This is a genomic window from Dorea chungnamensis (genome assembly GCF_039832125.1).
Classification (GTDB): domain Bacteria; phylum Bacillota; class Clostridia; order Lachnospirales; family Lachnospiraceae; genus JAFBIX01.
Window position 1 is genome coordinate 349,302 of sequence record NZ_JBDOHT010000001.1, and the last position, 23,865, is coordinate 373,166.

Below are 23,865 nucleotides of genomic sequence, written 5' to 3' on the forward strand. Positions count from 1 at the left end.
TATGAGGAAGTTGTATGAACAGTAAAGAAAAGAAGCCAGTAATGACAGAAGAAGATATTATGAAGCTTTTGGATTCTTGTTATGAAAAATGTTTACATGGAATACCAAAAGTTAGTCCAAGTGTTGAGGAACTGGCTAATGATTATTTGAAAAAACACAGAACGACAGAAGAAGCATGCAGAGCAATGTTAAAAAATCAAATTGCTAAATGCACAACTTCAGGAGTAGTAACTGGATTTGGAGGTTTTATTACAATGCCAGTCGCTATCCCGGCTAATGTTGGTAGTGTGATATATGTACAAATGAGGATGATTGCCTGTGTTGCATATATGGCAGATTATGAATTAGATAGTGATCAGACACAAACCTTCATATATGCTTGTTTGGCTGGTGTTGCAGTTAATGGCTTATTAAAGCAAGCGGGTATAAAATTCGGGGTGAAATTTACAAATGGACTTATAAAGAAAGTTCCGGGTAAGGTTTTAACCAAAATAAATCAAAAAGTAGGATTTAGATTTATTACAAAATTTGGAACGAAGGGAATTGTCAATTTGGGAAAGCTTCTTCCGGGAGTAGGTGCTATTGTTGGCGGTGGATTGGATTTAGTTGAAACTAAAATCATTGCAGAACGTGCGTATAAGTGGTTTTTTGAAGGAGATTTCTCGGTAAAGGATCAGAACGGGGAAGATATGGTTGAAATTGATGACATAGAATGATTATCGTCAATTTCTAATGGGAATATCAATTGTTTGTTTGATAAATAAGAGTATTACATAACTATTAGTATATAGGAGATGCAAAAAATGGGAAGAGCATATGAAGAAGTAGTCGAATATGTTGAAAATCAAAGTCAGGGAAAATGTAAGGTGTTGAGTGCAAAAACAGAACACACTTTTGATGATCTTGGTTATAAAGTTAATGTGTGGAATATAAAAACAGATGTAGATGGTGCATGGTGGGTTGTTGAGGGCAATCAAATTCCTATGAATTTATATCCACAGAGTGCATTTTATTTTTCGGCTGATGAGGTATATTCTTTTCATATGGGATTGATGCAGAGGATGTTTGCCACAAATGAAGATTATGAACCAGAAGATTATGTTCGTGCAATAACCTTAGATGGAGAAATAGCACCAACTTTGTTCAGAAAACTTAAAAATATAGCATTGTTAATAGAGGAGGCAAAAGAAATTGAAGATTTTCAATCTATTGGTGTTCGATGTAGGGAAATTTTAATTGAACTCGGGAATACAATTTATCAACCAGAAATGGCAGGATCAGATGAGCAACCACAAGCATCAAATTTTAAGAAAAAAGCAGAGTTGTTTGTAAAATTCTATTTATCTGGCAGCGAGAATAGTGACTATAGAAATTGTATAAAAAAGCTTACTGAAGCCACTTGGGATTAGGCTAATAAAATTACCCACTCCCAAACGGCAACATTTTATGAGACATCCACCTGCGTTACGCTGACTACATCATTAGTGAGTGTATATGAAAATATACGACAAAAAGTATTTGATCCGTTATCACAATATGTTTGTAAAATGTGTAAAAGTAAAAAGTTGAGTATTGTAGATGATGAAAGTAACGAGAATGGAATCGTTTCAAAGTTATATTTATGTTGTGAGGAATGTGGGGGGATTACCGAAGTTGTATTTGAAAATAATAATGATGGAAAGCCACAGTAACGTTGTGTTACGCATTTGTTCTATCATCTTTGAATTGTTCATATCCTTCTGCTATAATATAAATGCTCCCATAGGAGCATGAACATTACATCACTCATCATTTATATTTTCGGGAAAACATCAAAGCCGTTTGGAATTATAGTGAAAGCAAAGTACCACTTACTGCATGCAAACGCTGATTTGGATTTGTCAACAGTATTTTTGCTTGATAAGGTGCAGAAGAAGGAAGTTTTCTTGAACGAAGCTATTTGCACTTAAAGAAACAAGAATTGGTGGAAGGCAGATATCTACATATTTATGTTTTATATAAGATTTCAAATATCGTAAGATAACAGACGGATTATGTCAGAACTAGAGGTTTAAGTAATGAAGTCTACAAACAAATTATCAATGCATTGGAAACAATGGAAAGAGCAATTGTTACTGAGCTGAAGCAAATATTGTTGGGCGCAATATCAGTTATTTTAGATGATAAGCAATAGTCGAAAAAGGTATCTAATATTCTTCAGCTATGAAAAGAGAGGTCATGGCTGATGTTGATGGAACTGGACACGCTACGAGATGGTATCTGCAAAAATAGATTTTTGAACTAAATTAGATCACGTAAAGAAATGTTAGTCTGAGAGATAATGCTACTATGTAGAGAAATGGAAAATTTTTTGAGCTAAGCATAAAATTAGTCCGACAGAAAGCTGAAAGATATGAATAATAAACCGTTTGGCATATGTACTAGAAAAAATATTGTGGTTATAAAGGGGAATGTGAGATGGCGAATGAATTGGAAAGAGCAATAAATAATTACAAGAAAAATATGGATGCTAATAGAAAAGGAGATGCTGCTTGTTATGATAGTTTCTTTAAATATTGTGAAGAAGAAGGCTTATCAAAGTATCCTTTGAAAAAACTGTTTGTGGAATATATTAGTATGCATAGTATAGTAGAAGCTTGTAGGACATATGTCGAAGAAAGTAAGAAGGCAAAAACGGTGCAAGCTATTAATAGATACTTGATTGCAATGGATAAATTTTACGTAAACTATATAAAGAAACAGGGGATTTTATGTGATGAACTTGAAGCGGGATGTCATAGAAAAGAAGTTATAAATGATATAGTTAATTCCATGAATGAAAAGTTGGGTAGTAAAAAAATAACTGTACCCATGAAACCTGACGAGATAGAAGCGATGGAAGAAGTTATTAAAACTTTGAATTGTGAAAGCCATTATCAATATGGTCAAATTGTAAGGTATAGACTTATGCTTGAATATGGATTTAAAAGTGAAGTCCTTTTGGACTTGAGACTGGAACAGTTTGATGAAGAAACATTATCATTAAATCTCGAATATGATGAAGATACTCACTTTAAAGTGTTTTTGAACGAAGAACTAGGAAATATGGTGAAAAGATATTGTGAAATGAATTGCAAGAAGGATAGGAAATTACTATTTACCAATGCAAATGGAACGAAAATAGTTTCGTCTCGGATAATGGATGAATTAAGAAAACGTGCAAAAGAAAGTTTTAATATTGCAGGATTTAGCCCCATGGCTACTGGATTGACAGGTGTACAAAAATTATTAGAAAAAGGAATGACTATTGCTGAGATAAAAATGCTAACAGGTTTTGGAATTAATAAAATAGATGATGTAGCTGAATATATGTTGATGACCCAGGACATTGAAAAAGCGATAAACGAAAAGCTTTCAGGAAAATAGTTGTTGAGTCTTTGCTGATAAGATTGTATATTATTTGTAGTGGAAAATAGGTGGAGGAGCATATAGTATCTTGGCATTTAAGTACCTTGCAAGTCACTCGAACCACCATGAGTAAAGAAAATAGGCACTGGTATTGCTTGGGTTCTAAAAGTGTTGCCGATTAGTATTATTATTTACATAGATGAGGATGTAGACTGTGGAGAAAGAACTAGAACAAGAAAAAAGTGATAGTAACAAGACGGAGAAGAAAAACCAAAAAAAATCACAAAAGGATATGAATGGCGTGATAGGCGGTATTGTATTCGGCATGATGTTTGTATTTATTGCTTATCAACTATATCGTAAATTGTTTGAATTTCCTATCGGACAAATACTGGTATATATTATAGGGTTTTGTGCATTTGTTTGTTTTATGGTAGCTGTGAGTTGTTTCTTTGATTATAAAGAGTCAAAGAAGATAGAAAAACTGGAAGAAGATGCACATAGAGAAGAAAAAGAATTCGCAAAAATTGATCCTGATAAAAGAGCTTTAAGAGCAGAAAAAATGTTCAGAATGAATCAGAAAGAGTTAATGAGATATTATGATATGAATTTAGCTCAAACTAAGTTTCTCTCTGGACTTGGTATCATGATGATTATATTTGGTATTTTAATAGTGGTAGCAAGTTTATATATGTATACATCTTTTGATTCAGATAAAATATTGTTGTTAGTGGGCAGTTTGAGCGGAATTGTAGTAGATTTTATAGGAGCTATTTTTATTAAAATGTATACTAAAAATATTGAAGCGGCAGTAAAATTTCATGCGAAATTTGCTGAAAGCAATAATCTTTTGCTCGCAAATTCAATTGCGAATAAAATAGATGATGATAAACTTAGAGAGGATACTTTATCAGAGATATCTAAAAATATTATTTTAGCCAAGAATAGTACAATGGATTAATGGCAACAGTTCATCAGAAAGCCAGTGGAAATTATGTAATAGAAATAAAAACAAGGCATATTGCAAGCAAAACCTTAATTAATTCTGTTAGGTTTTTGCACTACAGAGCCGAGTTTGAATAAAAAAATGGAGCTCGGAAAGGATAATCAAAGTTCTTGAGGGTTTGCTAAACCTGTTGAGGGTCTTTCGTGAGGGTTCGGTAAAAATAATCACTCAAGTTTGCCCCTCACGAAGACAGTCTCTCAACAAGTTTGATTACCCTACATAAATCAGGCAAACGAAAGTATGTTCGATTCTTCCGCTTGCTTTTTTTATGCTTTAATAGTATAATGGGAAAAAACAGGTATAAAATTATTCCCAGGAGTGATCGACATGAAACAGGTACATATCAGAGTGGAAGACGAGTTATATGAGAAACTGAATGCATATTCCTTACAGACAGAGCAGAGTATGCAGGACTGTGTTCGAGAAGCAGTAGCCTATTATGTAACAGATATGAAAAGAAGGCAGAAAGATATTTCAAATAAACAATTTTCGTTTATAGATTTATTTGCAGGAATCGGCGGAATGAGAATTGCATTTGACAGAGCCGGGGGACATTGCGTTTATTCGAATGAGTGGAATAAATACAGTCAACAGACGTATTTTGCAAATTTTGGTGAGCAGCCGGATGGTGATATTACGCAGGTAAATGAGAAAGATATTCCAGATCATGATATTCTGGTTGCAGGGTTTCCGTGTCAGCCTTTTTCTATTGCCGGGGTTTCCAAAAAAAACAGTATGGGTCGGGAAACTGGATTTGCAGATAAAACACAGGGAACTTTGTTTTTTGATGTATGTCGGATTTTAAAAGAAAAGCGTCCTAAAGCATTTATGTTGGAAAATGTTAAAAATCTTTGCAGTCATGACAAGGGGCGAACATTTCATGTGATTAAAGAATCCCTGGATGAGCTGAATTATGAAGTGTTCTATGCGATTTTAGATGGTCAGAATTATGTACCGCAGCATAGAGAAAGAATTATTATAGTAGGATTTGACAGAGAAAGGTATGGAAAAGATATTGACTTTAAATTTAACTTGACACCGAAAATTCCAAAGCCGGTTATGAAGGATATTTTGGAAAAGGATGTCGATGCGAAGTATACTTTGTCAGATAAATTGTGGACATATCTGCAAAATTATGCTGCAAAGCACAAAGCTGCAGGTAATGGTTTCGGTTATGGAATAGCTCCGTTAGATGGCGTGTCAAGAACGATAAGTGCAAGATATTATAAAGATGGTTCAGAGATATTGATTGCACAGAAAGGCAAAAACCCAAGAAGGCTTACTCCAAGAGAGTGTGCGAGGTTACAGGGATTCCCCGACAGTTTCAAAATTCCGGTATCAGATACGCAGGCATATAAACAGTTTGGCAATTCAGTTGTTGTTCCTTTGATGGAAAATGTTGCCAAGTTAATAGTTGAGAAACTTAAATATATGGATGCAGAGGTAGCAGATGAAGAGTGGAGGAAGGTGATTTAATGTCTACAGAATATTCTAATCAGGCAATAGATTCAGTGTTAAACAGTGAACAGGCCTTTTGTAAATTCCTGTCAGCGAATGATACAGGAGCCACAGGAGGACATCAATCGGGAATATTGATTTCAAAATCGGCAGAGTTGATGTTATTTTCACTGCAGCAGCTTAAACAGGATGGCATATTAAAACGTACGGCTAAAATTAGATGGCAAGATGATTTTGTGACAGAAAGCTGTTTTACATATTACGAAAGTAAGAATGAATTGAGGATTACCCGCTTTGGTAGAGGATTTCCCTTTCTGAAACCGGATAAGACAGGTACATTATTTGTGTTTACCAAACAGAGTGAAGAAGATTATAGTGGATATTTTCTGGAAACGGAAGAAGAAATTGAAGAATTTCTAAATACATTTGGTATTGGACCGACTCAGACTAATTGTCTTATTGATACAGGAAAAGTGGGCGCACTTTTGGGAAGGAGAGAAGAACTTGCCATAAGAGAGTTTATCGAGAGTTTAAACGTTGATTTTCCTGTATCTGAAGAAATGTCAGCGGCTTCCAGATATATTGAAAACACAGTGTATGATCGAATTGAAGATATTCAGGAAAATCCGGATAGGAAGTTAATTGCATGGACAAATATGGAATATAAGCTGTTCAAGGCATTAGAGCATGATAGATACAGAGATTTGATCTATAAGGGATTCACATCTGTTGATGAATTTGTAAAGGTTGCCAATATTGTATTGAATAGAAGAAAGAGTAGAGCAGGAAAAAGTCTGGAACATCATCTTGCTGCAATATTTGATGGAAATGAACTGGAGTACTCGGCACAGGTTGTAACAGAAGGTAATAAAAAACCAGATTTCATTTTCCCATCTAAAGAAGCCTATCATAACAGTGGCTTTTCAGTAGAAAGATTAATTTCTTTGGCTGCAAAAACTACATGTAAAGACAGATGGAGACAGGTACTTAATGAAGCGGACAGGTTAAAAGATAAACCGAAATATTTATGTACACTTCAGCAGGGGATCTCCGGTGCGCAGATGGATGAAATGCAGGCGGCAAATGTAATTCTCGTTGTTCCGCAGCCTTATATTAAAACATATCCCTCTGATAGACAGGACAGAATCTGGACATTATCGAGATTTGTGCAGTATGTAAAGGCAATAGAGGGAAAGTAAAATGGATATAGTAACACCGGAACAGCGAAGTAAAAATATGGCTGCTATTCGATCAAAAGATACAAAACCGGAGGTTTATTTTCGTAAGCTATTGTTTGCGAAAGGCTACAGATACAGTCTGAATTCAAAAAAAGTACCGGGGCATCCAGATATTTATTTAAGAAAGTACAATACAGCTGTATTTATTCATGGGTGTTTCTGGCACAGGCATGAGGGGTGTGAATTTACGTATATGCCAAAATCAAGAATAGAGTTTTGGCAAAACAAATTTGAAGCAAATCGGAAAAGAGATTTTGTGGTAAGAAATGAATTACGTGAGAAAGGTATCAAGTGTCTTGTTGTATGGGAATGTTCTGTCAAAAAGATGCAAAAAGATGAAGAATTTCAAATCAGACTACTTGACAAAGTAGTAGCTTTTTTGACATCAGAAGATTCTTTTATGGAACTATAATGATTGTTTGGAAGGGGAAGAAAACAGTGCAATTATATTCATTGAATATTGAAGGGTTTAGAAAGCATACAGATACGAAAATTATTTTTTCGGATTCCACTTTTTTGATTGGTGAAAATAATGTTGGGAAAAGTAGTATATTGTATGCATTGGAATACTTATTGGGTGCAAGTCAAAGTATTTCACTGGATGAATTTTATTCGTTGGAGGAAGATGGAGAAAAAAGAATTGCGGTGGATAAGATTGTGTTCACAGCTGAATTTCATAAAATTCCTCCGGAGGCAAGCTCTTGGAGAGGATTTAAGGGAAGATTGTTAAATTATGAAGCAGATAAAAATGATCCGACAGACACAGGAATAAAATTCATTTATAGGAAAACGTATCCTAAAGGTGGGAAAGTAAAAATTGAAACATTAGAAAATCCTAAAATTATTAAAGATGAATTTAAGAATTGTACAAATATACAAGAATATTTAGATGCAGGACTTCCTGAAGAAGAATTAACTGAAGATTTAAAGAAAATTAAATATGATAAAAAATTATCGACAAAGGAAAAAGGTCTTTTTTACGATGTGGAGTACATATATGATCTGGATGAGAGCAAAGAATGTTGGATTGAAAATCCGGGAGGAATTCCACAAAATGTATTAAGTAAGCTTCCTAAGTATTTGCTAATACCAGCACAGGATAGTGAAGGAGAAATATCTGGCACATCTGGCACATTGCAAAAGACATTAAATGAATTATTTAATGAGGTTCGAGAAAAATCAGAAAACTATAAAAAAGCACAAGAGTATTTAAATAAATTGGCAAAGGAATTGGATCCGTCCGATGAGAATACTGAAATATCGAAAATGATAGGGGAGCTCAACGACATTATTTCGGATGTGTTTCCCCATACTGGAATTAGTGCAGCAGCAAATCTCAGTGATGCAGATAAAGTCATAAAACCTGCATTTGATATACAAATGAGTAGTAATGTAGCGACTCCATCAAATTTGCAGGGAACAGGTTTAATACGTTCTACTGTTTTTGCACTATTACGCTATAAAGCATTGCGGGATAATAGAAAAGATGAAATTAGTGATAGACAATTGATAATTGGATTTGAAGAGCCGGAAATATATTTACACCCAAATGCAATAAATAAAATGCGTGACACTATTTATAGTTTGGCGGAAACTGGAAAGAATCAGATTGTATGTACGACACATTCACCTTATATGATAGATGTAAGTAAAAAATCGAAACAAACATTAAATAGTTTGTTCCTGAAAAAATCTGTTGTATGTGAAAGTAAGATAGAAACAGTAGGTAGTGTTCCCTTTAATATTACAAAAGAATTCCTCGAACTTCAGGAAGATGAAAAAAATTATATAAAAATGCTTTTGCGAATCGAAGACTCTATTGCCAAGAGCTTTTTTGTAAAGAATGTACTTATAGTTGAAGGAGATACTGAGCAATTGGTATTATCAGAAACAATTAATAGAATGCCCTTAAAAATCCAGAGCGATATTTTATCCGAATGGTATATTTTGCGGGCGAGGGGAAAGGCAGCGATTATTCCATTAATAAAGTATTTAAAAGCTATGCACATAAATATTTATGTTATGCATGATAAAGATAAAAACACTCCGGGAGCGGTTGTTTTTAACGAGCCAATCCGACAGGCATTGAATGATGATACTCGTTTGTTTGTATTGGAAAATTGTGTAGAAGATGTATTGGGATATTCAGCACCGTCATCAGATAAACCTTATAAGGCATATTGTTATATTAAAGATAACTGGAATTCTTGGAATGACGTAAGCCCTAAATGGAAGTCAATAGTAGAGCAGATCTTTAATGAGGGTAAAACGATAGCATGATCATCCTTGGATTGTGTGGAGTTAAAAAACACTGCATCAACCAAAAAGAATAGTAAAGAGAAATTCACATTAGTTTATTAAAGTATACAGTAAGGTAAGAATATGGAAAATAACATTGGCGAAATAGATTTAAATATGAAAAAATCTTTGAAAGACATTTATTCAAAAATTTTCTGTCGTATTGAGGAACAGTATATAATTGTATTTTTTTGCGGTGGGGCAAGTACAAAGTCAAAAAAATCTTTAAGAGATAAGATGAGATTATTATTGGAAAATGAGAAAAAAAGATATTCTTGGCAACTACCTATTAAAGTATTTTATCCGGAAGATTTATTAATTGATGTCTTGAACAAAACGAAAGATGCAGATTTGCTTAGTTATGAGCAATTTTTAGCTAATAATTCACATATTATATCTATTATCTGTGAAAGTGCAGGTTCATTAGTTGAATTGGGAGCATTTACTAATAATGAATATACAGTTAATAAAGTAATAGCAGCAGTTGATAAAAAAAGGGTTAAAGATAAAAGTTTTATAATGCTTGGACCAATTAAATATTTGAAAAAGAAAAATAAGCTAAATGTTGTTGAATATTCGTCAGATGAAAAAGAGTTTGCACGTGTTCTATTAAAAAATATTAGAGAGAAGCATGCAAAAGATAATAATGATAAAAAAATACGTTTAAATACAATTGTTGGCATGCATTATTTTATTCAGCTTTTACTGTATTATTTTAAACAGATTAATTCGAAAAAATTAGTTGATATGATTCAAATGGTTGCTCAGGACGAAAATATAGAAATGAAAGAATTCAATGTGCTTTTCAATGCTGCCTTGAAGTTGTTATTTTATGATAAACAAATTATAAAAATGACGGATCAGAGATATGCGGTATATGAATTGACAAAAAAGGGATATCATTCTATAGAAGGAATGATTGCACGCTGTACAAGCCGTGAAACATGTGATATGATACGAATTGAGATAATGTATTGTGATTTCTATAAATCACCCCATTCTTAGAATTGTTGTTAATATGCATTACATAACAACTAGGGGTTGATTCGACCTCGGAAGAAATATAAACACATGAAATTAGCTAAATCAACGGTGAACTTCCACGACAGTGGAACTCCCCCGTTGATTTACCCAAAAACATACTGAGTAAGGATGGGGTGATTTGTATGAATATGAGCAATAATGTTGTATTGAATACATTAAATGTACCAATTATCAATGATTTTGAACATCTTGCAGAGCAACTTTCATTAACACAAGAGTTGCTTTATTTTTTGACATATAAAAAGCAATATTGTTATACACGAAAAGAAATTCCTAAAAAAGATGGGACGAGTAGAATTTTGTATGTTCCACATTTGGCTTTGAAGGTTGTTCAGCGATGGATTTTAAAAGAAATACTAGAAAAAATAAATGTTTCAAATCAGGCAATGGCGTTTGTTCCAAAGAAGAATGGATTAAAAGTTAATGCAGAATATCATAAGAAGAACATCTTTATATTAGAGATGGATATAAAAAAATTTTTTGACTCAATAAAAGAAACCCAAGTGTTTCAGCTATTTTGTAAAATAGGATACAATACGGATGTCTCTGCAATATTGGCAAATTTGTGTACATATGAAGATGCATTGCCGCAGGGAGCAGTTACATCTCCTTATATTGCAAATTTGGTTACATATCATCTGGATGTTAGATTGAATGGTTTGTGTAGTAGGAAAGACATTGTGTATACTCGTTATGCAGATGATTTAAGCTTTTCTTCTAATAATAGAACTAAGTTAAATAGTATTGAAAAGTTTGTACAATGTATTGTAAGAGAAGAGGGTTTTGAAATTAATGAAAAGAAAACGAGATATTTATCTAATGATGTGAAGAAAACAATAACGGGCATAACGATCAATAATGAGGAGTTACATGTAGATAAGGACTTTAAGAAAAAGATAAGGGCAATGATATTTAATTCTATAGTAAACAAAGATTATTCTAAAAATGAAAAAATAATAGGTTGTATTGCATATGTTGATTCTATAGAAGAAGGCTATAAAGAAAAAATATTCAATTATATTATTCATGTTATAGAAAAAGGGCAATTGAAAGGTGACATTGACATTGTTAATGCATTTAATAAAAATAAATTTTTTAAATCATTACCGGATATGAAGTATGAAGAATCCCCTTTTTCTTAGAATATATTTAGTGGCAACATTTTGGCAACAGTTCATCAGAAAGCCAGTGGAAATTATGTAATAGAAATAAAAACTAGGCATATCGCAATCGAAACCTTAATCAATTCCGTTAAGTTTTTGCGTTGCAGAGCCGAGTTTGAGTAGCTTGAAAAATCGCGGAAAAGCCCATAAATAAAGGCTTTGCGGGGTGTCGAAAAGACCAAATGGAGTGCAAATGGAGTTTAAAAATTATTTTTTTCTCTTGTTTATATTCCAGATTCACCTGCAAATTTCGTGAAATCGGTTATTCTCATAAAATAAAATTAGAGTAAATATGAAGAACAGTTTGTTTTGATTGAAGTGATTTTCGTCAAGGCAGACTGTTTTTTTGTTGCCTGCATTTAGAAAACAGATACCACAGAAAGGTTCTTTACTTTCGATGAGCTTAAACTCCATGACACAGTAATCACACTGATGGAGAATTAAAAAACAAGAAAATTTGATAAATTTCGGAAAATGATGTCCGATTTTGCATCTGCCAGTACAGAGTATATGAAGAGATAAATATTCAAAACACAGGAGGTACTGATTATGCAGAATAAATTATTTTTAAAGGCAGCCGATATATGTGAACTTCTGGAAGTAAAACAGACATCGGCTTATGAAATCATCGGAAATCTGAACAAGGAACTGGAAGAACAGGGCTACCTGACGCTTAGAGGAAAAGTTCCGACAAAGTATTTTGTGAAGCGTTTCTACGGAGTAGAAGATACTTGTGAGATTCCACAGGAAGAGGGAAAGGAATGGTTTCATGCGTAAGAGAAAAATGTATTTATCAGTGGAAGACATTGCAGAACTCTTTGGATTATCAGTTTCGTTTGCTTACCGGGTAGTGGAAAGAATGAATGCCGATCTGGCAAGCAAGAACTATTATGTGATTCTCGGTCGGGTGCCAACCCGCTATGTAGAGGACAAGATCTATGGTCTGGAACATGTTGAGCAGTATTTGAAGGAGGATAAAGCGGTATGAGTATGATGCAGGAAAAAATGTATATGGATGTGGATGATGTGTGTGCAATTCTTGGAGTTTCAAAAACTTATGCATATAGTCTGATGCGAGAATACAACAAAGAATTGAAGGCAAAAGGCTATATTGTAGTAGCTGGAAAAATCTCTACGAAATTCCTGGCAGAAAAGATTTATGGCATGAAAGTCGAGGATTAGCAATGGGGGTTTACAAAGAAGGAAAAAACTGGAAAGTACAGGTCTATTACAAAGACTGGCAGGGAAATCGGAAAAGAAAACAGAAAAGAGGATTCAGGACCAAGGGTGAAGCTAAGGAATGGGAAAGAGATTTCCTGCAACAGCAGAGCCAGGGTGTGGATATTGAATTTGGAAATTTTCTGGAGATTTATTACAAAGATATGGATGTCCGTCTCAGAGAAAACACTATGTACACGAAGCGATATATTATTGACCTGAAAATCAAGCCTTATTTTGAAAAGAAGATTCTCAGTGAAATTACGGTGGCAGACGTCCGTGCATGGCAGAATGAGTTGCTGACGTATAAGGATAAGAATGGAAAAGGATATTCTCCTACTTATCTGAAAACAGTGAACTGCCAGCTGACTGCAATCTTCAATTATGCAATGCGGTATTATAACCTGCAGGATAATCCCTGCAGGAAGGCAGGAGCGATTGGCAAGAGTAAAGGAGAACCGAAGGACTTCTGGATGCAGGAAGAGTTCAATGCTTTTCTGGAAACAGTAAGTGATAAGCCGGAGACAAGAATGGCGTTTCTTTTGTTGTACTGGACCGGAATGCGTATCGGTGAATTGCTTGCACTTACTTATAATGACATCAATCTTGAAGAGAAAACCATATCAATCAATAAATCTTATCAGAGACTGAAAGGAAAGGATATGATCACGCAGCCGAAAACTCCAAAGAGTATCCGTGTGATTACGATGCCGGATTTTCTTGCAGAGGAATTTAGGGAGTATTGCAGTCATTTGTATGGAATTATGAAAAAGGAAAGACTTTTTCGGTTTACCAAATCGCATATGGAACATTGTATGGCTACCGGAATCGAGCGGTCTGGTGTAAAGCGGATACGACTTCATGATCTCCGCCATTCCCATGCCAGTATGCTGGTTGATATGGGGGTGGCTCCATTGGAGATTGCAGAACGCCTTGGACATGAAAAGGTGGAAACCACGTTGAACACTTATTCACATCTGTATCCGTCTACACAGAGTAAATTAGCAGGTTTGCTAGATAAGAAACATGAGGAAGAGGAGGAATAAGCGATGGCTGGTGACAGACATGGAAAACACAACACAACGACCATTTCTTTTCGGGTGAATTCTTATGAAAAAGCAACAATTGAAGAACGAGTGAAAGTGAGCGGAATGAAAAAACAGGATTATATCGTCCGATCATGCATTTACAATCATGTATGTGTTGTTGGAAAGAAAGAAACAATTGAGATTATCCGGTCAGAAATGAAGGAAATGAGTTTGGTTTTGGAGGATGTGGCAAAAGATTTGAAGTCTGAAAAACCAGTTATTTCAGAACCGGTTCTTGATAGTATGACAGAACGGTATCTTGCATTTTTGGAAGCAGCATTATGGATGCTGAAAGGTTCAAGTTATTTATGGGAGGATAAAAAGGATGGAAGAGAAAGTAATGAAGGATTGTAAAGTGCTGGCATTGTGTTCACAAAAAGGCGGGGTTGGCAAGACAACAAGTTGCGTGAATCTGGCAGTCGGACTTGCAAAAGCAGGGAAGAAAGTGCTTGTGATTGACAATGATCCGCAGGGAAGTATGACAGCAAGTCTTGGGTATCATAACCCAGATGAATTACCAATCACACTGGCTACTATTCTGACAAAGATTGTAGAAGATGAACTATTTGAAAATACACTGGGAATTTTACATCACCAGGAAGGAATTGATTTGATTCCGGCAAACATCGAACTCTCTGGAATGGAAGTTTCACTTGTAAATATTATGAGCAGGGAACTTGTCTTAAAACAATATATAGAAAGAATGAGAGAAGAATACGACTATATATTGATTGACTGTATGCCATCACTTGGAATGCTGACGATCAATGCACTTGCCAGTGTCGATGCAGTTATTATACCTGTCCAGGCGGCTTATCTTCCTGTAAAGGGTCTAGAACAGCTGATACGGACGATAGGAAAGGTGCGAAGACAGCTTAACAAACAACTGAAAATTGGAGGTATATTGATCACAATGGTGGATAACCGAACGAACTATGCAAGAGATATATCTGATCTGATTTTTGATACATATGGAAACCAGATTAAGATTTTTCCACAGAGTATTCCATTTTCAGTACGAGCAGCTGAAATCAGTGCGGAAGGAATCAGCATATTTGAGCATGATCCAAAAGGAAAAGTAGCGGCTGCATATTGGCAGATGACACAGGAGGTGCTTTTGGATGAAAGGTAGAAGTGCATCGAAGATAAAACTGACATCTTATGATGAATTACTTGGAGGAGGAGAAGAAACGAACGATATCCAGCAGGTTTCACTTGAGCATTTACATTCTTTCGAGAACCATCCATTTCAAGTAAATGATGATGAGGCAATGGCGGAACTGGTGGAAAGTGTGAAAGAAGAGGGAATTCTTACAGCATTACTGGTACGACCGCTGGGTGATGGTGAATATGAAATCATCGCCGGTCACAGAAGGAGACATGCGGCACAACTTGCTGGTCTTAAAGAGGTTCCGGTTATTATCAGAAATATGGATCAAGATACAGCTGTCCGTGCGATGGTAGACAGCAATCTGCAGAGACCTAATATACTCCCAAGTGAAAAGGCATTTGCTTACCGTATGAAGATGGAAGCAATGAATCATCAGGGAACATCAGGCGGTATCAGTGCGAAAGACATTGGAAAGAACGCAAATGACAGTGCAAGGCAGGTGTATCGCTATATCCGGCTTACTTATCTGATGAATGACCTATTAAACGCAGTAGATCGTGATGTGATCGGATTGCAGGTAGGTGTAGAGCTTTCCTACCTTACGGTTCCAGAACAGGAGATGGTGGAGGAAGTGCATGAGAGTACCGGAAAATATCCAAGTCTGGAACAGGCAAAAAAAATAAGGCAACATCGAGAAGAAAAAACGCTGACAAAAGAGATTGTGCGGCTCCTGGTTATAGGAGAGCGTAAAAAGAAAACAACGGTAACATTAAAACAGGATGAAATTAAGAAGTATTTTCCTCCAGAGTATGATGAACAGAAGATACGGACTGTTATATGTCAGCTTTTGGAGGAATGGAGCAATCAGAATCATTGATAAGTACGAAGGGAGGGATGTGTCATGAGTATAAGAGCAACATTCCATTATTTTCAAGGAATGGAATGCGATATGTACAGTTTTTATCGTATTCCCAAACTGCTGTTTACAAGTGAATATTTTAAAAATCTCTCCTGCGAAGCAAAGGTGCTGTACGGACTGATGTTAGACCGGATGTCACTGTCCATCAAGAACCGGTGGTTTGATGAAGAGGACAGGGCATATATTTTCTTTTCGGTGGAAGAGATTATGGAAATGCTTAACTGTGGCAGGAATAAGGCTGTGAATTGTCTAAAAGAGCTGGATCAGGAAAAAGGGATTGGATTGATTGAGAAGAGGCGAATCGGACTTGGAAAAACAAATGTTATTTACGTGAAAAATTTCAGCCTGACAGAATATCCAGATGAGCCAGCAATCTTTGATTCGGAAGAAACACCGGAAAATGTAGCAGAGAGAAAAGAAAATACAGAGACAGAAATAGAAGAATATGCGAAAAAAGAGCCGGAAAAGCCCGTAAATACACAGAAGTTTGAAAAACAAACTTCAGGAAGTTTGAAAAATAAACTTCAAGAAGTTTCAAAAACAAACTTCAAGGAGTTTGAAAAACAAACTTCAAGAAGTTTAGAAAACAAACTTCAAGAAGTTTCAAAAACAAACTGTAATAATACTGAATATAATTATACTGAATTTAGTGAGAATGAATCTTATCAATATCTATCTGAACAAGAGAAAGGGAGAGATAGGATACAGGAGAGAAATGAGTATCGACAGTTAATTCATGATAATATCGAATATGAGATCCTTTGTCAGAGCTATGGAACTGGACGAGTAGAAGAGCTGGTAGAGCTGATGCTGGATGCAATATGTTCGACAAAGACATATCAACAGATCAATGGGGAAGCTGTGCCTACACAAGTGGTCAAGAGCCGTTTGCTCAAAGTCGGGTATGAACACATCCAGTATGTGTTTTTCAGCCTTGACAGGAGTACAAGCAAAGTGAAGAATATCCGGCAGTATATGCTGACGGTATTGTATAACGCTCCTGCAACAATCAATCAGTTTTATGATGCTGAAGTTCGACATGACATGTACTGGGGGAAGGATATTCCAGACAGGTAAGAACTTTGTGCCCACTGGGCACGAAGTTTAAAAAGAGATAGTCATATCTGGCAGATATGCTAAAATAACCTTGTGTCCACTGGGCACAAAGTAGGAGGAAGAATTATGTTGAGATTTATGATAAAACTGCCATTTCGAATTATTGCAGCTCCTGTTTGGCTGGTACTTGCAGCGGTGAATATTGTGCTGGTGTTCCTGGTTGGGTTATCTGCTGGATTCTGCTATCTGATAGCCGGAATCTCTGTTGTGACAGAAGTTTTGAGTATTGGGTTTGGAATCAGTACGGACTGGACAATGAAATCAGCGATTATTACGACAGTAGTGTTTGTTCTACTCCCACATATCGGTATGGGGATAGTTGCAGTAATTGAAGTTGTGAAATGTGGATTACAGGAATTTATTTTTGGATGATTGTGGAAAATATAGTGGCGCTATATGGAAAGGCAGAAATAAACAATGGAAGAATTATATAAAGTGATGGATGATTTGCTTGAGGTGGAATTTCAGATGAAAGCAGGGATGGATATTCTGAAAGAACTGGAAGAGTTTTATATGCTGGAAAAAGAAACCGAAAAATCGGATGCTAGAAAAGTAGCTGTGCTGATGAAAGGATATCTGCAGTCGATGAAGTCAAATATTCGAGAAATCATTCGTTATATTGATGACACGACACTTGAAAAATCAAATGATAAAAAGAAAGATAAACAGGAATCTGCGAGCACCATATCCGAGGAAGTGCAGGAATTTGTGAATCTGACAATTACAGAGCATATGGGGAAAGCATATTCAGAATGGAAGTTAAAGCAGGATAAAGAGCCAGTAAGTGAGATTGATAAGAAATACCAGAAATTACTGGAAACGTTATCCCAAGAACAGGAAGAAGTGATTACGGAATACTGTAATGCAATTTTTAGCAGTGGAGCAGAAACAGAAGAATTTTTCTATCGACTGGGATTAAAAGATGGACTGAATCTGAAAAATACGGTAAAATCTGTATTAGAAATGATATCATGAAATCGGAAGTTGGAGGATACACGCATGAAAATTGTAATCATTAATGGAAGTGCCAGAAAAGGAAACACGCTGACAGCAATCAATGCATTTATAAAAGGAGCATCAGAAAAGAATGAAATTGAAATCATTGAACCTGACAAACTCAACATTGCACCATGCAAGGGATGTGGTGTCTGTCAATGCTCTAAGGGATGCGTCGATAAGGATGATACAAATCCTACAATTGATAAAATTGCTGCCGCAGATATGATTCTTTTTGCTACACCAGTTTATTGGTGGGGAATGTCAGCACAATTGAAACTTATCATTGATAAGTGCTACTGCCGTGGATTGCAGTTAAAAAATAAAAAAGTTGGCACGATTGTTGTAGGCGGTTCTCCCGTAGACAGTATCCAGTATGAGCTGATTGATAAGCAGTTTGACTGTATGGCAAAATATCTTTCATGGGATATGCTTTTCAAAAAATCATATTATGCAACAGCCAGAGATGAACTTGAAAAAAACAAGGATTCCATGAACGAACTTGAGGGGATCGGAAAAAATTTATAAAGCACGTTCCAAATTCCTGTTTGCATATTTCATCAAACGGTACATATTAAAATTAACACAAAGGGAGATGTTAGAATGAAAGCTCATGAATATTGGTCTGTCGGAGCATTGATAACGATGCTAGGAACTTTTTATAGCGGATATAAAGGTTCAAAATCAAGCCATAAATATTTTGCGGCAAGTTCTTTGCTTTGTATGATTATGGCTATTTACACAGGTCATAAGATGATATCTAAAAACAAGAAAACAAAGAAAGAACCAATATCATTAGGAAATGAAGAATAATACAATCAACCTTGTGCCCAGTGGGCACGAAGTTGGCATAGTCACTATGGTGTCAGGAGAAATCCTGGCATCTTTTTTTTATATCTTTTTACACTTCAAAAAATAATTTCAAAAAATTTCTAAAATCATGTCCGATTTTGTCGCTCCCAATACAGAGTATATGGAAGGCAAATTGAAAATCCTCTGATTTCCAAAAATCACAAACGTAAAAGAGGTTCAGACAGTTCTTCCGATTGCACCTTGACAATTGAAGGAGCTGATACATCTTGAGGAACATGCTTACCGGAGATAATCCGGCTCGTGCAGGCGAAGACTCCTACGGGAAGAGCGAAGCAATAATGATACCACCGAAGGGTACAGGACCTCTGCTGAAACAGAGACTGTGACTGTATTTTTACAGCCGGGTTATCTGGAATGATAACGATCAGATGTATATGTACAGACAAAGCCCAAATGTGAATACTTAGATTTTCTTATTTATATTACAGGAGAAATCCTGTAGCAAGTGGGGAATGGTTCGAATCCATTCCTCATTTTTTCGTGCAGAAAATGCACAGATTATTATCCTGTTTGAAATACCAGGGAAGGGTGTTGCAGGAAGAAAGGGAGGACAAAAAGAATGAATACGATTGTTTTAATGGGTAGACTTGCCAGAGATCCAGAAACTAAGCTGACATCTACGCAAAAGGGACAAACCAAAGTATCTAGGTTTCCACTGGTAGTAAAAAGAAATCGCACAAGCAAAGCATTTGTAGTGATGATCACAGCTTATGGAAATAATGCAGAATTTGTGGAGAAATATCTTGAAAAAGGAATTAAGATTGCTCTTTCCGGAGAGTTGGTAATCTCTCAGATCAAAGATGAACAGACTGGAACTGCATCCTATTATACCGAAGTCATTATGGATAATGTAGAGTTTGCAGAAGCCAAAACAAAAAAAGAAGAATCTGACGGATTTCAACCAGCAGAGAAGAGGAAGATTCCATTCGATATACCAGAAGAACTTGAACAAGAAATGCCATTTCGATAGGAGGACAAGATTTATGAGAAAATACTTTTTAGAATTATTTGCAATAGGATTGGTTGATTCAGAAGGAAGAATCAATACAGAACATATGACAAGTGATGCGCTTATGACTGCCATGAAAACAATGGAAGAGCTGACGCAAATGAAAATGGATCGTTTGGTTTTGGAAACAACAATGGAGATGATCTTATGTATGTTTGAGTCATGTGACACAGAGGAATTTACAGAAATATTAGGCAAGCTGCTTGGCGGAAAGCAGACTTCTAAAGTGACAGCTCATTTGGAAGCACTGGAGGAATTGTTGACAGAAGAGGAATATAGTAGTTTCCTTGCAGAATATCTTGGTTATTTAACCGTGAATGTAGCAGAGTTTATTAGGAGCACAATCATTGAAAATGGTTTGATGTTACTTGCCGGTTCAGGAGGAGAAGAGGATGGAGAAGAGGATGGAGAAGACGGATTATAAAATCACAGAGTTTCACAATTCGGAGTTTGGTTCCATCCGTATGATTGAAGATGGAGGCAGACTTTTATTTTCTGGAATTGATGTAGCATTTGCTTTGGGATATGCAAAACCAAGAAATGCGATAAATGTTCATTGCAAGGGGGCCCTGAAACGGGGCGTCCTTACATCAGGTGGGGTACAGCCAATGATTTTTATTCCAGAGGGAGATGTATATCGGCTGATTACAAAAAGTCGTTTAAAGTCAGCACAGAATTTTGAGAAGTGGGTATTTGATGAGGTACTTCCGGCTATTAGGAAAACAGGCGGATATTTAGAGACCGATCTTTTAGACAGGGTAAAAGATAACCCGGAACTTCTTTTGGAATTTGCCGAGAGACTTTTGGCAGAAAACAATCGAAATCGAGAATTGCAAAATCGTGTAAAGGATATGCAGCCAAAAGCAGATTATTATGATCATTTCATGATTACAGGAGAATGCACCAATATTCGAACGACGGCAAAAGAGATTGAATTTCCAGAAAGAAAATTTGTGAAACTTCTTTTAAATAGAGGATTTCTATATAGGAGTCCATCCGGCACGCTGTTACCCTATGCGGTGGAGAAGAACAATGATCTGTTTATTGTAAAAGACTATTTTAACAATGGACATCTTGGTTCACAGACATTGGTTACACCAAAAGGAAAAGAATTTTTTAAAGCGTTGTGTGCGGAGGAAGAGTAAAGAATGAAGGAGGTGGTTGCCATGATTACAGATCTGGACAGCAGTTAAATCGCTGAAAGGAGGGAAAATCATGCAGGAAGAGGTAACTCAGAAAACGGTCACGTTCTGCATTCGGACTACCAAAGTAACAGCAGATTTATTGAAAAAGGTTCTTGCTGCTTATCTGCGTCATCAGAAGCAGAAATCGGTAGAGAAGAAAGCGAAGAAGAATCAGCCGAAACAGGGAAAGGTCACGGTAAAAGAGCTGGCAAAACAAAATGCCGGGATGGTCAATATCGAGATCACAAATAAGAATATCAAGTCCTTTGAACGTTATGCCAGAAAATACGGGATCAATTATGCTTTGAAAAAAGATAAGAGTAAAGATCCACCGATGTATCTGGTGTTTTTTAAAGGACGTGATCAGGATGCCCTCAATGCTGCTTTCCGTGAGTTTTCCCAGAAACAGATTCAAAAAGCGAATAAGCCTTCTATTCACAAGCGTCTTGCAACTTACAGAGCAATGATGCCAAAGAAATCGAAGGACAAAGTAAAGAACCGGCATCAGGAGCAGAGCCGATGAAAAAGCAAATCGGTAAAAATCTGATGCAAAAATGGAAGAATAAGATCAGGGTCAGGCTGTCCGCCCTGGATAAAAAGAAACTGGTTCTTACCAATATCCCATATATCTTAACTGCTTTTTATACAAATCGGGCATCATTTCTTTACAGAAACAGTCTGGGAGAAGATATTGGGAACAAGCTATTATATGCGATGGAACATGCAGACAGGATTCTTACTGGATTGCAGCCAAGTTTTAACTGGCGTGATATGCTGACAGGAATTGTAGCAGCTGTCATTCTGAAATTACTGGTATGGCAGAAACAGTCAGATGCAAAGAAACTCCGGAAAGGAATCGAGTATGGTTCAGCCAGATGGGGAAACGCTGAGGATATTAAACCTTATATGTCGGAAGATCCCTGGATGAATATTCCATTAACAGCAACAGAAGCATTGACTATGGAAAGTAGACCTAAACAGCCAAAGTATGCAAGAAATAAAAATATAGTGGTCATTGGCGGCAGTGGTTCCGGAAAAACTCGATTTTTCGTTAAGCCGTCAGTCATGCAGATGAACTGTTCCATGGTCATTACAGATCCGAAAGGCACTCTGATCGAGGAGTGCGGGAAGATGTTAGCAAAGGGACCACCTAAGAAAGATAAGAATGGAAATATTATGAAAGATAAATCAGGAAAAGTGGTACACGAACCATATGTGATTAAGGTTCTGAATACTATCAACTTTTCCAAATCGCTTCATTACAATCCATTTGCTTATATACGGTCTGAAAAAGATATCCTGAAGCTGGTTACAACAATTATTGTTAATACCAAAGGCGAAGGGGAAAAAGCTTCCGAAGATTTTTGGGTGAAAGCAGAGAAGCTGTTGTACACGGCATTGATTGCTTTTATCTGGTATGAAGGAGATGAAGAGGAAAAGAATCTGAATACCCTTCTGGATCTTTTGAATGAAAGCGAAACCCGTGAAGAGGATGAAACTTACCAGAATCCAGTGGATATGATGTTCCAGGAACTGGAAGAAAGAGATCCGCAGCACTTTGCGGTCAGACAGTATAAAAAATACAAAATGGCGGCTGGCAAAACAGCCAAAAGTATTCTTATTTCCTGTGGTGCGAGGCTGGCACCATTTGATATAGCAGAACTTCGTGAGATCATGTCTTATGATGAAATGGAACTGGATAAGATTGGGGACAGGAAGACAGCCTTGTTTTTGATTATGTCCGATACAGATACAACCTTTAACTTTGTGATTGCCATGTTACAGTCACAGCTTTTCAATCTGCTTTGTGACAAAGCAGATGATGAATATGGTGGAAGACTGCCAGTTCATGTGCGTGTCATTGCTGATGAGTTTGCCAATATTGGACAAATTCCTCAGTTTGACAAGCTGATTGCAACCATCCGAAGCAGGGAAATCTCTGCTTCTATTATTTTGCAGTCACAGAGTCAGCTAAAGGCAATGTATAAGGATAGTGCAGATACTATTCTGGGTAACTGTGATACCACACTATTTCTTGGAGGAAAAGAGAAAACTACCTTAAAGGAAATGAGCGAGCTTCTGGGTAAGGAAACCATTGACCTGTATAACACTTCGGAGACGAGGAGTAATCAGAAGTCTTTTGGATTGAATTACCAGAAAACAGGTAAACAGCTGATGACTGAAGATGAGATTGCAGTCATGGATGGAGGAAAATGTATCCTGCAGATCCGTGGTGCCAGACCATTTTTCTCGGACAAATATGATATCACGAAACACAAAAACTATCGGCTTCTTGCAGATGAAAACGAGAAGAACCGGTACAAAGTTGAGAAAGAGTTAAATCCGCAGTATACACCGAAATCTGAAGAAGAGGTGGAAGTAATTCATGTAGAACTGTCGGAGTAACCTTGGGAATGAACAGAAAATAATGAGGAAAGGAATAACTGACACTAGGTGCACCGGCTTTTTAGTCGGTGTATTTTCGTTCCCGTAAACACCTGAAAGAAGTCAGTTTTGGTGAATGTATATGGCATTTTTTAGCAGTGCAATTACAACTTTAAAAACTCTTGTAGTCGCAATCGGCGCAGGTCTTGGCGTGTGGGGTGTCGTAAACCTTCTGGAAGGATATGGAAACGACAATCGTGCGACACGTTCGTAAGTGAAAAGCTTACGCACAAAGTCGAAGGGCAATTGTAGCCCGAAACTTTGGAGAACTGATATTCCGATGGGTGAAATGAGGGGGTAACGTCCCGAAGC

29 protein-coding genes are annotated in these 23,865 nt (G+C 36.4%); all 29 read left to right on the forward strand.

Annotated elements, in window-relative coordinates:
* Positions 1-14: 14 nt before the first annotated feature.
* Complete coding sequence (locus tag ABE613_RS01750; protein ID WP_347375450.1) at positions 15-716, forward strand: EcsC family protein; 702 nt, start codon at positions 15-17, stop codon at positions 714-716.
* Positions 717-803: 87 nt separating this feature from the next.
* Entirely contained in the window at positions 804-1,409 is a 606-nt protein-coding gene (locus ABE613_RS01755; RefSeq protein WP_347375451.1) for a hypothetical protein, read from the forward strand.
* 156 nt (positions 1,410-1,565) lie between these two features.
* A complete protein-coding gene (locus ABE613_RS01760; RefSeq protein WP_347375452.1) occupies positions 1,566-1,691 on the forward strand; it encodes a hypothetical protein in 126 nt (41 codons plus the stop codon).
* A 766-nt stretch (positions 1,692-2,457) separates the two neighbouring features.
* A complete protein-coding gene (locus ABE613_RS01765; protein WP_347375453.1) occupies positions 2,458-3,405 on the forward strand; it encodes a site-specific integrase in 948 nt (315 codons plus the stop codon).
* A gap of 196 nt (positions 3,406-3,601) precedes the next feature.
* Complete coding sequence (locus tag ABE613_RS01770; RefSeq protein WP_347375454.1) at positions 3,602-4,348, forward strand: TRADD-N-associated membrane domain-containing protein; 747 nt, start codon at positions 3,602-3,604, stop codon at positions 4,346-4,348.
* A gap of 372 nt (positions 4,349-4,720) precedes the next feature.
* A complete protein-coding gene (gene dcm, locus ABE613_RS01775; protein ID WP_347375455.1) occupies positions 4,721-5,869 on the forward strand; it encodes a DNA (cytosine-5-)-methyltransferase in 1,149 nt (382 codons plus the stop codon).
* On the forward strand, positions 5,869-7,050 hold the full coding sequence (locus tag ABE613_RS01780; protein WP_347375456.1) for a type II restriction endonuclease: 1,182 nt from the start codon (positions 5,869-5,871) through the stop codon (positions 7,048-7,050). The genes dcm and ABE613_RS01780 overlap by 1 nt, the downstream gene beginning before the upstream one ends.
* Position 7,051: 1 nt before the next feature.
* Complete coding sequence (locus ABE613_RS01785; RefSeq protein ID WP_347375457.1) at positions 7,052-7,501, forward strand: very short patch repair endonuclease; 450 nt, start codon at positions 7,052-7,054, stop codon at positions 7,499-7,501.
* Between the two features lie 26 nt (positions 7,502-7,527).
* Entirely contained in the window at positions 7,528-9,369 is a 1,842-nt protein-coding gene (locus ABE613_RS01790; protein ID WP_347375458.1) for an ATP-dependent nuclease, read from the forward strand.
* Positions 9,370-9,471: 102 nt separating this feature from the next.
* Complete coding sequence (locus tag ABE613_RS01795) at positions 9,472-10,392, forward strand: retron St85 family effector protein (RefSeq protein ID WP_347375459.1); 921 nt, start codon at positions 9,472-9,474, stop codon at positions 10,390-10,392.
* A gap of 161 nt (positions 10,393-10,553) precedes the next feature.
* Entirely contained in the window at positions 10,554-11,573 is a 1,020-nt protein-coding gene (locus ABE613_RS01800; RefSeq protein WP_347375460.1) for a retron St85 family RNA-directed DNA polymerase, read from the forward strand.
* 570 nt (positions 11,574-12,143) lie between these two features.
* Complete coding sequence (locus tag ABE613_RS01805; protein WP_008705329.1) at positions 12,144-12,371, forward strand: hypothetical protein; 228 nt, start codon at positions 12,144-12,146, stop codon at positions 12,369-12,371.
* Positions 12,364-12,582 carry a hypothetical protein gene (locus ABE613_RS01810; RefSeq protein WP_008393122.1) on the forward strand — a complete coding sequence of 73 codons (219 nt, stop codon included), beginning with the start codon at positions 12,364-12,366 and terminating at the stop codon, positions 12,580-12,582. The genes ABE613_RS01805 and ABE613_RS01810 overlap by 8 nt, the downstream gene beginning before the upstream one ends.
* On the forward strand, positions 12,579-12,776 hold the full coding sequence (locus tag ABE613_RS01815; protein ID WP_024853999.1) for a MerR family transcriptional regulator: 198 nt from the start codon (positions 12,579-12,581) through the stop codon (positions 12,774-12,776). The genes ABE613_RS01810 and ABE613_RS01815 overlap by 4 nt, the downstream gene beginning before the upstream one ends.
* Before the next feature lie 2 nt (positions 12,777-12,778).
* Positions 12,779-13,858 carry a site-specific integrase gene (locus ABE613_RS01820; RefSeq protein ID WP_024854000.1) on the forward strand — a complete coding sequence of 360 codons (1,080 nt, stop codon included), beginning with the start codon at positions 12,779-12,781 and terminating at the stop codon, positions 13,856-13,858.
* A 3-nt stretch (positions 13,859-13,861) separates the two neighbouring features.
* The gene (locus ABE613_RS01825) at positions 13,862-14,254 is read left to right on the forward strand and encodes a plasmid mobilization protein (RefSeq protein WP_044925303.1); all 393 of its coding nucleotides are present in this window, start codon (positions 13,862-13,864) and stop codon (positions 14,252-14,254) included.
* Entirely contained in the window at positions 14,226-15,032 is an 807-nt protein-coding gene (locus tag ABE613_RS01830; RefSeq protein WP_026650281.1) for a ParA family protein, read from the forward strand. Before ABE613_RS01825 ends, ABE613_RS01830 begins: the two co-directional genes overlap by 29 nt.
* Positions 15,022-15,888 carry a ParB/RepB/Spo0J family partition protein gene (locus ABE613_RS01835; protein ID WP_026650282.1) on the forward strand — a complete coding sequence of 289 codons (867 nt, stop codon included), beginning with the start codon at positions 15,022-15,024 and terminating at the stop codon, positions 15,886-15,888. The genes ABE613_RS01830 and ABE613_RS01835 overlap by 11 nt, the downstream gene beginning before the upstream one ends.
* 24 nt (positions 15,889-15,912) lie before the next feature.
* Positions 15,913-17,007 carry a replication initiator protein A gene (locus tag ABE613_RS01840; protein ID WP_028087787.1) on the forward strand — a complete coding sequence of 365 codons (1,095 nt, stop codon included), beginning with the start codon at positions 15,913-15,915 and terminating at the stop codon, positions 17,005-17,007.
* A gap of 105 nt (positions 17,008-17,112) precedes the next feature.
* Positions 17,113-17,418: a hypothetical protein gene (locus ABE613_RS01845; RefSeq protein ID WP_028087788.1), complete on the forward strand. Its 306-nt coding sequence runs from the start codon at positions 17,113-17,115 to the stop codon at positions 17,416-17,418.
* A gap of 45 nt (positions 17,419-17,463) precedes the next feature.
* Positions 17,464-18,021: a hypothetical protein gene (locus ABE613_RS01850; RefSeq protein WP_044925306.1), complete on the forward strand. Its 558-nt coding sequence runs from the start codon at positions 17,464-17,466 to the stop codon at positions 18,019-18,021.
* Positions 18,022-18,045: 24 nt separating this feature from the next.
* On the forward strand, positions 18,046-18,570 hold the full coding sequence (locus tag ABE613_RS01855) for a flavodoxin family protein (RefSeq protein ID WP_008119059.1): 525 nt from the start codon (positions 18,046-18,048) through the stop codon (positions 18,568-18,570).
* A 75-nt stretch (positions 18,571-18,645) separates the two neighbouring features.
* Entirely contained in the window at positions 18,646-18,855 is a 210-nt protein-coding gene (locus tag ABE613_RS01860; RefSeq protein ID WP_009300563.1) for a DUF6219 family protein, read from the forward strand.
* Positions 18,856-19,474: 619 nt separating this feature from the next.
* Positions 19,475-19,885, forward strand: coding sequence for a single-stranded DNA-binding protein (locus ABE613_RS01865; protein WP_049946959.1), 411 nt, complete (start codon positions 19,475-19,477; stop codon positions 19,883-19,885).
* Between the two features lie 13 nt (positions 19,886-19,898).
* Positions 19,899-20,348: a hypothetical protein gene (locus ABE613_RS01870; protein WP_026650179.1), complete on the forward strand. Its 450-nt coding sequence runs from the start codon at positions 19,899-19,901 to the stop codon at positions 20,346-20,348.
* Entirely contained in the window at positions 20,317-21,069 is a 753-nt protein-coding gene (locus ABE613_RS01875; protein WP_226852932.1) for a phage antirepressor KilAC domain-containing protein, read from the forward strand. Before ABE613_RS01870 ends, ABE613_RS01875 begins: the two co-directional genes overlap by 32 nt.
* 70 nt (positions 21,070-21,139) lie before the next feature.
* On the forward strand, positions 21,140-21,631 hold the full coding sequence (locus ABE613_RS01880; protein ID WP_026650181.1) for a PcfB family protein: 492 nt from the start codon (positions 21,140-21,142) through the stop codon (positions 21,629-21,631).
* Positions 21,632-21,654: 23 nt separating this feature from the next.
* Entirely contained in the window at positions 21,655-23,514 is a 1,860-nt protein-coding gene (locus tag ABE613_RS01885; protein WP_222891062.1) for a VirD4-like conjugal transfer protein, CD1115 family, read from the forward strand.
* A 121-nt stretch (positions 23,515-23,635) separates the two neighbouring features.
* Positions 23,636-23,767, forward strand: a complete 132-nt coding sequence (locus ABE613_RS01890; RefSeq protein WP_026650183.1) for a Maff2 family mobile element protein — start codon at positions 23,636-23,638, stop codon at positions 23,765-23,767.
* The last annotated feature ends 98 nt before the right edge of the window (positions 23,768-23,865 follow it).